The sequence below is a fragment of the Streptomyces sp. BE20 genome (assembly GCF_036322525.1).
Taxonomy (GTDB): Bacteria; Actinomycetota; Actinomycetes; order Streptomycetales; family Streptomycetaceae; genus Kitasatospora.
Genome location: NZ_JAQYWW010001104.1, coordinates 1 through 13,280, shown reverse-complemented (window position 1 = coordinate 13,280; position 13,280 = coordinate 1). Strand labels below are relative to the sequence as shown.

The window sequence follows — 13,280 nt, the reverse complement described above, 5'->3', positions numbered from 1 at the left end:
TCGACGAACTCCGCACCGGACGGCACGCCCGCACGGAAGCCCGTGGAGAGATCGTCCAGGACGGTCACCTGGTGACCCGCCTCCAGCAGGTGGGCGGCCACCACACTGCCGACATAGCCGGCGCCACCCGTGACCAGGTACCTGCTCATGACGAGACCTCCAGGGGGAAGGGTGGCATCCGGCCATCCTTGAGATAAACACAATCAAACAGAAAACATCACGATAAAACAAGGGTGGGTCACATATTCGATCCACGAATCCAGAGGTCCGGCCGACGCCGGGCGCTCGGAGGCGGCCACCTTCGTACGACGGGCCGGCGGCTTCGGCATGCCGCGCGAAGTCGCCGGCCCCGAGGTCGCGGACTCCTCCGACCCTCACGGAGTTCCGCGCCCGCCCGTCACCGGAGCTCGGCCGCCGCCACGTTGCGACGGCCGAGCACAGAATGCCCCGGCCCGGGCGGAGTCATGAGGGGGCGCCGCCGGCTGGGGCAGTGCGGCGGCGCCACCGACGCCCACCCCCGAGGGGCCGCGGCCCGAGGGGGTGAGTGCACCACCATAGTTCAACATGATCTAACGTAAAGCAACATGTTGAGTGGGTGGGTTCTGTGGCCTGCCGTCAGGGTGGGGCCGGCCGGGCGGGCGGCGGCCCACCCCGGGCCCGCGTGCCACGTGCGGATCCCTCGTGCCGTGCTTCCCATGTGTCTCGGCGACGATCAGGCCGTTGCCGGCGCAGTGGAAGAGCAGCTCCCGGGCTTCGGGGTCGAGACGAGCGGGCCGCCCGGCACCCCCTCCGAGCCCGGCTTCCGACTGCCGACGGCGGACGGCCGTGCGGCACAGGTCCGTCCTCCCCGCCCGCTCGCGGGCGCACACGGCACACACAGGGGCGTGCGGAAGCACCGGGTTGAACCCGTCTCCAGAACGGGCCGTGGCGGGCGAGCGGTGCGGCGTCGACCCGGCCCCGTCGTCGAGTGCCCTGTCCGGCCGCCGCACCGCACCCCGCTCCCGCGGGCGCACCGCTCTCGACCGCGAGTCGCATGCTCCGCTGGACTGGCCCGGTGCTCCGGGGCCGGTCACTCGCCGGGGAAGACGACCTCCAGGTCGCGGCGAACGTCGTCCAGGGCGTGCATGACGGCCAGTGACTCGGCGAGCGGCATCAGCTCGGACTCCAGCCGCCCGGCACTGATGCACCGGGCCGCTTCGGCGGCCTGGTAGCACAGGCCCCCGTCGCGCTGGGAGGGGACGAACGTGTCGAGCAGCCGGTTGTCCCGGCCGATGAGACGGACCCCGGCGGATCCGTAGAAGGGGCTGTCGATCTCCAGTCGGGCGTGCGTTCCCGAGATCGACGCCGTGGTCGGGGTACGGGCGAAGAGCGTCGTGTTCAACACGCCGTGTGCTCCGGACCCGGCGGTGACGACGATCGACGCCTGGCCGTCGACGCCGGTGAAGGTCTTCGTGCCCACCGCCGTGACCGAGGTGAGAGGCCCCAGCACCATCGAGGCGAAGGAGACCGGGTACACGCCGAGGTCGAGGAGCGCGCCGCCCGCCAGCTCGGGCGCGAAGAGGCGGTGCGACGGGTCGGGGTCCATCCGCTGCCCGTGGTCGGCCATGACGGTGTGCACCTCACCGAGCAGCCCCGACGCGAGTGCCTGGCGGACCACGTCGATGTGCGGCAGGAAGCGCGTCCACATCGCCTCCATGAGGAACACCCCGCGCTTGCGGGCCGCTTCGATCAACTGCTCGGCCTCGCGGGCGTTGCGCGTGAACGCCTTCTCCACGAGGACGTGCTTGCCCGCCTCGATCGCCTGCATGGCGTGCTCGAAATGGCCCGAGTGCGGCGATGCCACGTAGACGATGTCGACCTGGCTGTCCTGGACGAGACCGGCGTAACTCCCGTAGGCCGCAGGGATGCCGAACCGGTCGGCGAAGGCGCGGGCACGCTCGGCGTCGCGCGAGCCGACCGCCACGACCTTCTGCCGGGTGTACTTCTGCAGCGCCTCCGTGAAGTAGCCCGCGATCCCGCCCGGGGCTATCACTCCCCAGTTCAGCGCCGGTGCTTCGCGAGGAGAGGGGGTCCGGGGTGCGGGCAGCACGGGGCCTGCCGTCTCGTCTGCGGTGGCCGACCGGTCCTGCGTCATGGGGTTCCTCTCGGTTGACAGGCGAAGGCGATGCGCAAGGGACCCGCGACGGAGTCCGGACCGCCTCCCCCCGCGCAATCGACTGCCCCACGGTACGCGCCGGCTGCCTCCGGGATCGCCGAGGCCGGACCGGTACGAGGACCACCCGCTCCCGGTCCGTGCGAACCGGACGGCGTTGCTTGACAGCGCAGGTCACAGGTCTGAGACTCATCGCACCCGAATCGCCCGGGCTGGGACGGCACGGCGGTCGCTCCACGTCCGTTCCGGCCGACCGGACACCCCGGGCCTCCGTCCGCCCGGCAGCCGCCGGACGGACGAGGTGCGAAGCGGCGGGGAACGGTCCCATGGCACCTGGGGTGATGAACCATGACGCGCAGCGAAGCACCCGACGGGGTGCCCAGGCCCAGGCCGGCCCGATCGTCCTCGGCCCGCTGGCCGGGTGCCGTGCGCCGCCCCGGCAGCCCGGAGTTCGAACAGTCGGCGAAGGACTGGCTGCTCGACCTCGCCCCGGCTCGGTGGCGTCACGAGGAGGTGTTCCACCGGAACCCGCTGGAGCTGGCCTGCATGCTCCGCCTCTACCTGGACGCCGAGGTGCTCGCCATGCAGGCCGGTCTCAAGGCCCTGCGCACCGCCCTGATCGGTGTGCCGCGCCGCAGGGACGACGCCGAGACGATCGAGGCGTACGTCCGCGAGCAGGCCTGGGCGAGGGCCGTCCGCGAGCAGGTCAGGCTGATCGAGGACGCCCTGCACGTGGCGTGCGGGAGCACTGCCCGCAAGCGCGTCGCCTGGCGCATCGTCGGCGGTTCGTGAGCTTCGCGGACCGCCGGCCGAGCCCCCGACGGGCGCGGCCGAACGGAACGCCCGGGTGCTCCCCGCGAGGCCCGGCCGGGCTCGGCCCGAGCAGCCTGGCAGCTGCTCCCGGACGGCGGGGGAGCCCGGATCAGGAACGCCGCCACCGGGCCCTGCCTGGGCAACGGCGGGCGGTGCGGACCCCGAGGAGGGGCCGCACGTCCTGCGGCGGTGCCGTTCCTCACGAGGTCGGGCATGCCGGTCCGGATGATCCTTGCCGGTGCGCGAGTGCGGTGCGCCGCCCTGCCTGCTCGCCGGGCCCGCTCGCCGCCCTGCCGCTCGCCGAGGGGATCGACGCGGGCGGATCGACCCGGGCAGAATCGCCGGAAGCGGAATTGACGGAAACGAAGTCGACGCGCCGCAGAAGTTCACCACCGGGGGAACGGATGTCCCAGTACGTCATGATGTCGGCTGCGACGGCCATCGCGCGGCCACGGCTGTCGGCCTACCTGCGAGCGCCGGTCGCCCCCGCCTCCACCTGGGCGGAGGACGACTGGACCGGCATCTGCGAGGCCTGGAACGACGGCGACGTGCGGCGCCGGTACCGCGCGGAGCTGGCCGGTGCCGTCCGGGAGTGCGACCGCTGGATCGACGGCGACTACGCGGGTCTGCTGCGCGGTCTCGACGGCGACGGCTGCCTGACGGTCGGGTTCGACGAGGACTCCGGCTCGCTCACGCTCGACTTCGAGGCCCGGGTCGACTTCCGTCTCCCCGCGCTGGTCTGGGCGTTCACCGCCCTGCGCGGCATGACCGCCTTCATGGCCGGGGACGACGGCGGGCTCCTGACGGCCACCGTGGACTGGAGCGACGACCGGGTGCTCATGCACCTCGCGCCGAAGCGGTCGTCGTTCCTCGACGGGAGCCGGGACGCCGAGGCCCTGTCGAGGGCCAGGGACGCCGCGTTCGACGTGCGGTGCGCCGCCGAGGACGCGGAGGCCGGTTCGGCGACCGAGCTCATCGGCCGCCTGCTGGAGGACTGACGCCCCTCCGGACCGGTGCCCCCGCGCCCGGCCCGACCGGGTGCGCCGCCTTCCGCGGCGCGGGCAGCGGCTAGCGTGGTGCCCCGTGCCCCCCGACCCGACGCCGCAGCCGGCCCTCACCCTGCCCCAGCTCCTGTGGGACGTCCCGTACGTCGGCGCCCGCCACCCCGGCTCACCCGCCGTTGCCGAGCGCCCCGGCCTCGCCGCCGGGGCGAACTGCCAGCTCTACGCCTACGCGGTGCTCGCCCACTTCGGCCGCGTCGTCCCGCCGTTGCGCTCCAGCGACCTGTGGGAGGACCGGGACGCCACCCGGCGGGTCAGCACCCCGCGCCCGCTGGACCTGCTCCTCTTCAACGCGACCGACGACGCCTACGGGGCGCACGTCGGAGTCTGCGCGGGCGGGGACACCGTCCTGCACCTGTGCGCGGAGGTGGGCCGCCCGGTGGTCTGGCGTCTGGCCGAGTTCGGCGCGCGCGACCGCTACCGGGTCCTGGTCGGCATCAAGCGGGTACGCGGGTCGCATCTCGATGCCGGGCGCGGCTGAGGGGACCCCCGTCCGGCCCGGCGCGGCGTCCCCGCGGCGTCCCCGAGGCACCACCCCCGCACCGGCGATCCGTCCCGGCTGTGCGCCGATCGGGTGAGATCCGGACCTGGTACGGGCGAACCTCGGGCCGGCTCCGCCGTGTCGGCCGACGGCCGTGCGGTGCGCGGGATCGGCTGGGACGATGGCCGACGAGACCTTGCCACTGAACCTGGGCGAACAACTGCTGGAGGAGTTCCTCACTGCCAGACGCACGCTGGACCCCGCCGACGTGCCCACCATCGCCCAGCGGTACACGCAGGCCCTCGGCCTCGGATCCAGCACGGTCTACCTCGCCGACATCCAGCAGAACCAGCTGTTCCCGCTGGCCGGCGGCGCCAACCTGCCGATCGACGGGACCCTCGCCGGCTGGGCGTACCGCACCGGGGCACTGCGGGTCGGTGAGGACGGGGCCGACACACTGCTCGCCTGGCTGCCCCTGGTCGACGGTGCCGAGCGGCTCGGCGTGCTCGGTGTCCGGACCACCGGCCTCGACGCCGGCGGGCTGCGGCGGTGCAGGCTCCTCGCGGCGATGACGGCCATGGTGATCACCTCCAAACGGGACACCAGCGACAGCTACGCCCGCAGCACCCGGGCGGAGACCATGAGCCTGCCCGCCGAGATGCTCCGCGCGTTCCTCCCCGTCCGCACCGTCTCCAACAGCCAGGTCATCTCGACCGCCGTCCTGGAACCCGCCTACGACCTGGGCGGTGACGCCTTCGACCACTCGCTGGCCGAGGGTGTGCTGCACGCGGCGGTCCTGGACGCGATGGGGCACGACCTCGCGTCCGGCCTGACCGCCGCCGTGGCCCTCGCCGCGTGCCGCAACGCCCGCCGCAACGGCGCCGACCTGCCCGACCTCGTCGCCACCATCGACGACGCCATCCAGCGGTGGTTCCCCGACCGCTTCGTCACGGGCGTCTTCGCCAGGCTCGACCTCGCGACCGGCACCCTGCACTGGGCGACCTGCGGCCACCCGCCACCGTTGCTGATCCGCGGCCGGGAGGTGGTGGCCGATGCCCTGGCCCGCACCAGCGAGCCGCCGTTGGGCCTGGCGGGTCTCTCCGGCGCGCCCCGTTCCGTCCACACCTTCTCGCTCCGACCGTCGGCCGGACCGGGTGCGGACGTACGAGCAGCTGACGGCCGGAGGCACAGGCTTCCTCGTCCCGCTCGCGTTCTACGCCGCCGCCGTCCTGCTCTCCCTGGCCGCGTACTTCCTCCTGCCGTTCCGCGCCGGCACGCTCGCGATGGTCGTCGGCCTGGGGCCGCTGACCCTGCTGAGGCCCGTCGCCGTCGCCGCTGCCTGCCTCGGTGCCCTGGTCAACGGCGGAGGCTGGCCCTCCCAGCTGGTCGGCGTGGCCGCGGGCGCCGCCGTGCTGTGCGTCGAACCCCTGGTGCACCGCCGCTGGTACCGCCACGTGCTCGTACCGTAGGTCTGCCGGGCGCCCGGCAGAGGGTCGCGAGGAGCGGGAGTATCGACGCGACGTGGTGCGGTGGGAGCTCGTGGGATCGCCCGTGGGGCGGGTGACCGTCGGCGCGGGAACTGCCCGGGGAGCGGACCAGCCGCTATGCAGAGGGCATGCCGTTTTCGCACCCCAGCTGTTCCCGGTGCCACGCCCGGTCCTCGGGGCCGGACGGGCACCCGTCCGGCCCCGAGGACCGGGCCGGCGGCGCCCGGGCGGTCGCCGTCGGCGCCTTCGGGCCCGGGGCCCGCCTCCGGTGTGCGGCCGTCGGCGGTGCGGCATGCCGGTGAGACGGCCCGGGCCCCGTCGGCCGATCCCCGTGGCGGACGGCGGCGGGGGCGCGGGCCGGGGGCTGCGCCGCCTGTCGGACTACGCGTGGCGGCTGCTCGTCGTCGCGGTGGCCGCGTACCTGGTGCTGACGGTGCTGGGCCGGTTCCACCTGATCACGCTCGCCGCCTTCCTCGCGCTGGTGATCACTTCGGTGGTCCGGCCGCTGGTCGACCTGGCCGCCCGTGCCGTTCCGCGCCCGCTCGCCGTGCTGGTCGGCCTGGCGGTGGCGCTCCTGGTGCCCGTCGGCCTGCTCGCGCTGATCGGGGAGACGGTGGCGAACGACATGGCCCGCCTGACCCGGGAGTTCCAGGGCGGTCTGGACCGGCTGGAGAAGCTGCTGCAGGGGCGACCCCTGCACCTCGGTCCGACGGCCTTCGACGACCTCGAACACAAGGTCTCCGACTTCGCGGCCCGCCACCGTTCGACCCTGATCAGCACGGCCGTCAGCGGCGCCCACCGGGCGATCGAGCTGGCCACGGGCGCTGCGCTCGCCCTGTTCATGTCGGTGTTCTTCCTGCACTCCGGCGAGCGGATGTGGCGGTGGACGTCCGCCCAGCTGCCGTCCGCCGCGGCGGACCGCCTCGACCGGGGCGGCCGGGCGGCCTGGCGGACCTTCGCCGGCTACACCCGGGGCATCTTCGTCGTCGCCGCGAGCAACGCCGTCATGGTCGGCGTCTCGCTGTTCCTCCTGGACGTGCCGCTCGCCCTGCCGCTGACCGTGCTGGAGTTCCTCGCCTCCTTCGTCCCATTGGTCGGCTCGCCGATCGCGATGCTGGTCGCCTCTCTCGTGGCCCTGGCCGCGCGTGGGCCGGTGACCGCCGTTGTGGTGCTGCTGCTGATCGTGGTGATCGGTCAGATCGAGGGGCATCTGCTCCACCCCCTGGTCATGAGCCGGGCGGTCAGCCTGCACCCGGTGGTGGTCGCCGTCTCGGTGCTCGCGGGCAGTATCGCGGCGGGGGTGATCGGCGCCGTCGTCGCCGTCCCCGTGGTCTCGGTGGTCTGGTCGGTCTACGCGGAGCTGCGCCGCCCGCATCCGGTGGCGCAGCGCGCGCCCTGACGGTCCGGAGCCGCGGCTCCGGACCTCGGCCGGGGCACCGCGCCGCCGGGCGCGCGTGGTGCGTGGTGCGTGGCAGGAAATCTTGCGGTTCTCACCGCCCCGACTGACCACCTCTCACCGACGGGCGCCGAAGATCTTTCGGTTCAGGGTCGGTCGAGGCGATCACGGTGGCGATGACCGTGCAGAACCGCGCCTCGTTCGTGCGGTGGCTCCGGTGGCCCGCCGCCGGTCCGGTGCGCGGCGGGCCACTACCCGGCGTGGACGGTCCGGGCGGCCCGGGTGTCGCGGGCCGCCCGGGCGGCCACGGGGAGGACCAGGAGGGCGACGACGGCGCCGCCCAGTGCCAGCGTGCTGTAACCGCCGGCCGTGACGACCAGACCGGAGAGCAGCCCGCCGGTGCTGCCCGCGACCGCCAGGCCGACGTCGACCAGCCCTTGGGTGGAGGCGCTCCTCGTGGGCGGCACGGCCGCGGTGACGATGGCCGTGCCGCTGACCAGGCCGAGGTTCCAGGCCACCCCGGCCAGGACCAGCGCCCCGGCCAGGACGGCCACCGAGTCCGTCGGCGCCATGCCCGCGAGGACGGCGGCGGCGCAGAGGGTGACGCCGGAGGCGGCGGCGACCGGCAGCGCGCCCAGGCGGTCGACGAGCATGCCGCTGAGCGGGGACGGCAGGAACATGGCGCCGATGTGCAGCGAGATGACGAGCCCGGTCGCGCCGGTGCCGTGCCCGTGGGCGGCCAGGTGGACGGGTGTCATCGTCATGATGGCGACCTTGACCACCTGGCCGAGCAGCATGACCCACAGTCCGGTCGCGACGCCGGGCCCGCGTGCCGTCCGGTCCTCGGCGGCGACCGCACCGCTCCCGTCCGGCTCCTTCGCCGTCCGCGCGTTCTCCCGCGCCGCCGCGTTCTCGCGCTCCGCCGCCTGTGCGCGTGCCAGGTGGAGCGGGTCGGGCCGCAGCAGCGTGCCCAGGACGGCGGCGGCCGCCGCGTACCCGAAGGCGGCCAGCAGGAACGGGCCGGCCAGGCGCGGGATCCCCCAGGCCTGCGCCACGTCGCCGGTGACGGTCACCAGGTTGGGGCCGGCGACCGCGCCGAGCGTCGCGGCGAGCAGGACCCGGCTCAGGGCCCGGCCGCGACGGTCCGGCGAGGCGAGGTCGGCGCCCGCGTACCGGGCGAGCAGATTGGTGGCGGTGCCGGCGCCGTAGACCAGGAGCGAGACGAGCAGCAGCGGCACGTTGTCGGCGGCCACCGCCGCCACCACGCCGATGCTGCCCAGGGCGCCGACCGCGTAGCCGAGACCGAGCCCCGGCCGCCTCCCCCGGCGCTGGCAGAGGCGGCCGATACCCAGCGCTCCGAGCATGGACCCGCCGGTGAACAGGGCGCTCGGGATGCCGGCCAGCCCGGTCGACCCGAGCATCTCCTCGGCGAGCAGCGCACCCACCACGATGCCCGCGGTGAGCCCGGCGCCGCTGACCACCTGGGAGATCACCAGGACGGTCAGGACCCGCCGCTGGGCCGGGTGTTCGGGCGGACGGCCGGAATCCGCGACGGTCGGCGAGGAGGCGGAGGAGGAGGCCGAGGACGGGAGCGTCATGCGGACGCCAGCGGGCGGAGCGCCGAGATCTCCTCCAGCGACATCTCCATGTCCTCGTGCAGGTAGCGGACGATGGTCCAGTGGGCCGGCGTCCCCTCGTCGAAGGGGCCGAACTCCCGGCAGTACAGGGGGATCCAGCGCAGGGCCTCCTCGGCCGCCCGCTCCCGGCCGGGCTCCTCCTGGTACGCCTCGTAGGCGATGCTGCGGTGGTTGATGAAGAACCCGCCCGGCAGGCGCTCCTCGCACAGGACCCGGTACTCGCGGGTCTGCAGGATGAGGTAGTGCCAGATCTCGTCGATGTCCTGCTCGACGGGGAGGAAGAGTCCGGCGAGCTCCTCGCGGTAGCGGGAGACGAGGTAGAGGTAGCGCAGGCACTCGGTGACCTGGCGCTCGGCCTCGGCCGGGGTCACGCCGGTCCGGTCGGCCGTGTACGCGACCGCCTCGGCGTGCAGGACGTCGCCGAGCAGGGCCTTGAGGTCGTCGGCCGAGACGTGGGCCTGGGTGGTCATGCTTCTCCGTCCGCTGGTCGGCCGTCCGTCGCGAGCCAGGCGTACTTGCCCGACTTGCCGATCGGCAGGTGCTCTCGGTGCTCGACGTGACATCGCCGTCCGGTGAGCCGCCGGACGCCGTCGGCCAGGGCCTCGGCCTCGGCCGGGTCGAGAGGGGAGCCGTCGAAGGTGGTGCAGCGCAGCACGGCCTCGTCGTCGGGGCCGCCCACGTGCAGGCGGTGCAGGAAGATCCGGGGCGCGACGCCGCCGACGAGGTCGTCGAGGTCGCCCTGCGCGACCGGCCCGCGGGGGGAGGTGAGGAGCTCCTTCTCCCGGCCGCAGAACCGGGCGATGCGGTCCGGGTCCGGGCTGCCGTCCAGCGTGCGGACGCAGTCCCCCGAGCGGTAGCGGACCAGCGGCATGTACGGGTTCCGCACGCTCGTCACGATGAGGCTGTAGATCTCGCTGCCCGGGGCGACCGGGAGGAGTTCGACGCTCATCCGGTCGAGGTACGGGCGGTACCGGCCGGTCCGGTCGCTGTAGTACAGGTAGCCGAGCTCGGTGCTGCCGAACAGGTCCACGATCGGGCAGTCGAAGTGTGCCCGCAGGTACCGGACCACGTTCACCGGGGTGTACTCGTAGGCGTGGACGATGCTGGCCGGCTGCGGGAACCTCTCCCACAGGCCCCACTCGACGGCCTTCCGCACCAGGTGGGCGAGGTGGTAGCCGGAGCAGTCGAGGTGGTAGCGGCCCTCCGGGTGGGCCAGCCGCGCCTCCTCGATCTCCCCGAGCATCCGTTCGACGTCCGCCCGCTGCCACCGGGCCGGGTCCAGGCGGAGGTTGAGGTAGACGGTGCGGTCGTCGAGCCACCGGTCGCTCAGGGCCGGCTCGGGGGCCGGGTCCTCCCCCCGCTTCCTGGCGTTGACCCGGGCGACGTGCTCGGTGGCCAGGACGGTGGTGAGGGAGACCCGTCGGCAGCCCTGCTCCCAGGTCGCGGCGATTTCGGGGTGCTCGCTCCACAGCCGGTAGTAGGAGTTCAGCAGGAAGTACGGCGGGCGGATGATCTGCATTCTTGCGTGATTCGTGCCCGTGGAGAGTACGAACTCCGCCTGGCCGGCTTCGAGCGCGGCGGCGAGGGCCGGAGTCATCCAGTTGTCCGGGAATCCGCGCGCAATCTCGGGCTTCTCCAGAATGGGGAAGTGGCCCTGCTCGATCGAGGCCCGGTAGATCGGAATGTCCCTGATCCGGTCGACCACCTCGGCGGTCGGCTGGCCGTTCACTGTCACCTCCGGTGAGTACGCGGAGCATCGGCGGCCCGCTGCCGTGAGGTGCCGGCGTGGGTCTGCGGGCGGAGGCCGGGCCGGCGCGGTGCGCCGGCCCGGCCCACGTCGTGCGGGTGGTGCGTCAGGAGATACAGCCGGACTTCGCGACGCTGATGCAGCCGGACTTGGCCACGCTGATGCAGCCGTCCTTGGCGTTCTGCGCGGAGTTGGCGGCGACCCAGCCCTTCCACTTGTCGTCCTGGGTCATCTTCTTGATGAGCTGTTCCATTCGGACCTCCGAGGTGTGTCGGGGTAGCCGGCGGCGTCGTCCGACGCCGCCGTGCCGACATTAAAATGATGGTCAAGGCAGTGTCAATGCAAGGTAATTGGACATCGTTCGGGTTCGACTGGCCGATACTCGTCGGCGCGGCCGGGATCCTGCCCGTCAGGTCCGTCGCCGGTCGGTCCCGGCGGGCGCTCCGGACGATGCGGCCGACGACGGCTGCGGCCCGTTCCGGGTGCTCCTCCGGCCACCGGCCGAGGTGTTCCCGGACGGCCCGGCCGACGCAGGCGCGCACGGCCTCGTTGCCCGGTGCGTCGAGGGCGGCGCCCTCGAACGGACCTGTCGGCGCCGCCGCGGAGATCGCCGTTGTCAGCGCTGGGTGGCCGGCGGGCTGGTGGACGGTGGGCCCGAGGGGGTCTCGGTGGCGCTCGGGTCGGGCTTGGGCGCCGGGTCGGGGATGTCGACCATCTGCAGGGACTGCTTGGGCGCGCCCCGCAGGGCCAGGTTCATGGCGTCGCGCCAGATCGGCCCGGGGCCGTCGGCGCCGAACACCTCGATGCGGTGCTTGCCGTTGATGGTGATGTCCCGCATCTCGACACCGCCGTTGGGGCCGCCGAGCCAGACGGCGGTGGCGAGCTGCGGGGTGTAACCGCTGAACCAGGCGGCCTTCTTGTGGTCCGAGGTGCCGGTCTTGCCGGCGATCGGCCGGTCGCCCTCCAGGTTGAGGGCCGCGCCGGTTCCGTCCGCGGTCACGCCGTTCAGGATGGTGTTCAGGATCTGCGCCGTCGTCTCGGAGAACACCTGCTCGCAGGCACCGACCGGGACGGGGACGTCCTTGCCGTCCACCGTGGTGATCTTGTTGATCGAGGTCGGGGTGCAGTGCTTGCCCTGGGCGGCGAACGTGGCGTAGACGTTCGCCATGGTCAGCGGGCTCACCTCCCCGACGCCCAGGCCCATCGCGGGAACCTCCTCCAGGGGCTGGCCGCTGGCCCGGCCGGTGATGCCGAGCTTGTTGGCCATCTGCTTGACGCGGCAGAGTCCGATCTCCTCCTCCATCTGCACGAAGTAGGTGTTGATGGACAGCGCCATCGCCTTCTTCAGCTGGTAGGGGCCCTTCTCGTTCGCGGACTCGTTGGGCACCACCGCCTTGGGCCGGGTGGTGTTCTTCCAGGTCCCCTCGCACGTCTTCATCGTCGGGTAGTCGAGCTTGTTCGGGGAGGAGTACTCCTGCGTCGAGGACAGCCCCGCCTCCAGCCCCGCCGCTGCGACGACGGGCTTGAACGTGGACCCGGGCTGGAAGCCGTTGCCGCCGCCCATGGCCGCGTCGACGTTGAGGTTGACGACGGTCTGGTTCTTCTTCGTGTCCAGGCCGTACGGCCGGGTCTGGGCCATGGCGAGGATCTTGCCGGTGCCGGGCTCGACCATGGTGGCGGCGGCCGAGACGGTGTCGGTGACCCGCACGTTGTTGCTCACCGCGGCCTGGGCGGCGGCCTGCTTGTCGGGGTCGAGGGTGGTGTGGATGTTCAGGCCGCCCTGGTCCCAGACCTTCTTCCGGTCGGCGGCGTTCTTGCCGAAGGCCGGGTCCTGCTTGACCACGTGCTTGATGTAGTCGCAGAAGAAGCCCATGCCGGCCTGGGCGGTGATACAGCCGTTCTGCGGGGTCTTGAACTGGAGGCCCAGCGGGGCGGCCTTGGCCTCCTTGGCCTGGTCCGCGGTGATGTGTTTGTTCTCGACCATCTTGTCGATCACCACGTCGCGCCGGATCTGCGCGGCCTGCGGGTGCAGCTTCGGGTCGTAGGCCGACGGGTTCTGCACCAGGCCGGCCAGGGTGGCGGCCTCGGCGATCGTCAGGTCCTTGTTGCTCTTGCTGAAGTACCGCTGGGCGGCGGCCTCCACACCGTAGGCGGAGTTTCCGTAGTACGTGATGTTGAGGTAGTCGGTGAGGATCTGGTCCTTGGTCAGGTCCTCCTCCAGCTTGATCGAGATCTTCAGCTCCTGGATCTTGCGCCCCAGGGTCTTGCGCTGCGCCTCTTTGACGGCGGCCTGGTCGTCGCCGGCCAGTTCGACGTTGACGTTCTTCACGTACTGCTGGGTCAGCGTCGAGGCGCCCTGGGAGGCGGTGCCGCTCTCCGCGTTCTTGCTGATCGCGCGGAGCACGCCCTTGAGGTCGACGGCGCCGTGCTCGTAGAAGCGGGCGTCCTCGATGTCGACCTGGGCCTGCCGCATGTACGGCGACATCTGGTCGGCGGCGAGGACGGT

General features: G+C 72.8%; 12 protein-coding genes. 5 read left to right on the top strand and 7 right to left on the bottom strand.

Annotated features, from left to right (window positions below):
* Together PUR61_RS33275 and PUR61_RS33270 are read right to left on the bottom strand one after the other, a co-directional pair.
* A partial coding sequence (locus tag PUR61_RS33275) for an NAD-dependent epimerase/dehydratase family protein (protein WP_329883240.1) occupies nt 1-149 on the bottom strand: 149 nt, incomplete at its 3' end.
* Nucleotides 150-1,069: 920 nt separating this feature from the next.
* Nucleotides 1,070-2,134, bottom strand: coding sequence for a Gfo/Idh/MocA family protein (locus PUR61_RS33270; protein ID WP_329883238.1), 1,065 nt, complete (start codon nt 2,132-2,134; stop codon nt 1,070-1,072).
* Nucleotides 2,135-2,500: 366 nt separating this feature from the next.
* On the opposite strand from PUR61_RS33270, the gene PUR61_RS33265 reads away from it, so the two are divergent.
* The 5 genes from PUR61_RS33265 (at nt 2,501) to PUR61_RS33245 (ending at nt 7,393) form a co-directional block, all read left to right on the top strand.
* Complete coding sequence (locus PUR61_RS33265) at nt 2,501-2,944, top strand: hypothetical protein (protein WP_329883237.1); 444 nt, start codon at nt 2,501-2,503, stop codon at nt 2,942-2,944.
* Nucleotides 2,945-3,369: 425 nt separating this feature from the next.
* Nucleotides 3,370-3,963 carry a hypothetical protein gene (locus tag PUR61_RS33260; protein ID WP_329883236.1) on the top strand — a complete coding sequence of 198 codons (594 nt, stop codon included), beginning with the start codon at nt 3,370-3,372 and terminating at the stop codon, nt 3,961-3,963.
* A gap of 85 nt (nt 3,964-4,048) precedes the next feature.
* Entirely contained in the window at nt 4,049-4,507 is a 459-nt protein-coding gene (locus tag PUR61_RS33255; RefSeq protein ID WP_329883235.1) for a hydrolase, read from the top strand.
* A gap of 181 nt (nt 4,508-4,688) precedes the next feature.
* The gene (locus tag PUR61_RS33250; protein ID WP_329883234.1) at nt 4,689-6,071 is read left to right on the top strand and encodes a PP2C family protein-serine/threonine phosphatase; all 1,383 of its coding nucleotides are present in this window, start codon (nt 4,689-4,691) and stop codon (nt 6,069-6,071) included.
* A gap of 254 nt (nt 6,072-6,325) precedes the next feature.
* On the top strand, nt 6,326-7,393 hold the full coding sequence (locus tag PUR61_RS33245) for an AI-2E family transporter (RefSeq protein WP_329883233.1): 1,068 nt from the start codon (nt 6,326-6,328) through the stop codon (nt 7,391-7,393).
* Between the two features lie 248 nt (nt 7,394-7,641).
* Here the strand turns inward: PUR61_RS33245 and PUR61_RS33240 are convergent, their stop codons facing one another.
* The 5 genes from PUR61_RS33240 to PUR61_RS33220 form a co-directional block, all read right to left on the bottom strand.
* Complete coding sequence (locus PUR61_RS33240) at nt 7,642-8,988, bottom strand: MFS transporter (protein WP_329883232.1); 1,347 nt, start codon at nt 8,986-8,988, stop codon at nt 7,642-7,644.
* A complete protein-coding gene (locus tag PUR61_RS33235; RefSeq protein WP_329883231.1) occupies nt 8,985-9,497 on the bottom strand; it encodes a hypothetical protein in 513 nt (170 codons plus the stop codon). Before PUR61_RS33235 ends, PUR61_RS33240 begins: the two co-directional genes overlap by 4 nt.
* Nucleotides 9,494-10,756 carry a hypothetical protein gene (locus PUR61_RS33230; RefSeq protein ID WP_329883239.1) on the bottom strand — a complete coding sequence of 421 codons (1,263 nt, stop codon included), beginning with the start codon at nt 10,754-10,756 and terminating at the stop codon, nt 9,494-9,496. Before PUR61_RS33230 ends, PUR61_RS33235 begins: the two co-directional genes overlap by 4 nt.
* Before the next feature lie 124 nt (nt 10,757-10,880).
* Nucleotides 10,881-11,027, bottom strand: coding sequence for a hypothetical protein (locus PUR61_RS33225; RefSeq protein ID WP_329883230.1), 147 nt, complete (start codon nt 11,025-11,027; stop codon nt 10,881-10,883).
* Nucleotides 11,028-11,390: 363 nt separating this feature from the next.
* Nucleotides 11,391-13,280: transglycosylase domain-containing protein (locus PUR61_RS33220; protein ID WP_329883229.1), on the bottom strand; the 1,890-nt coding region annotated here is incomplete at its 5' end.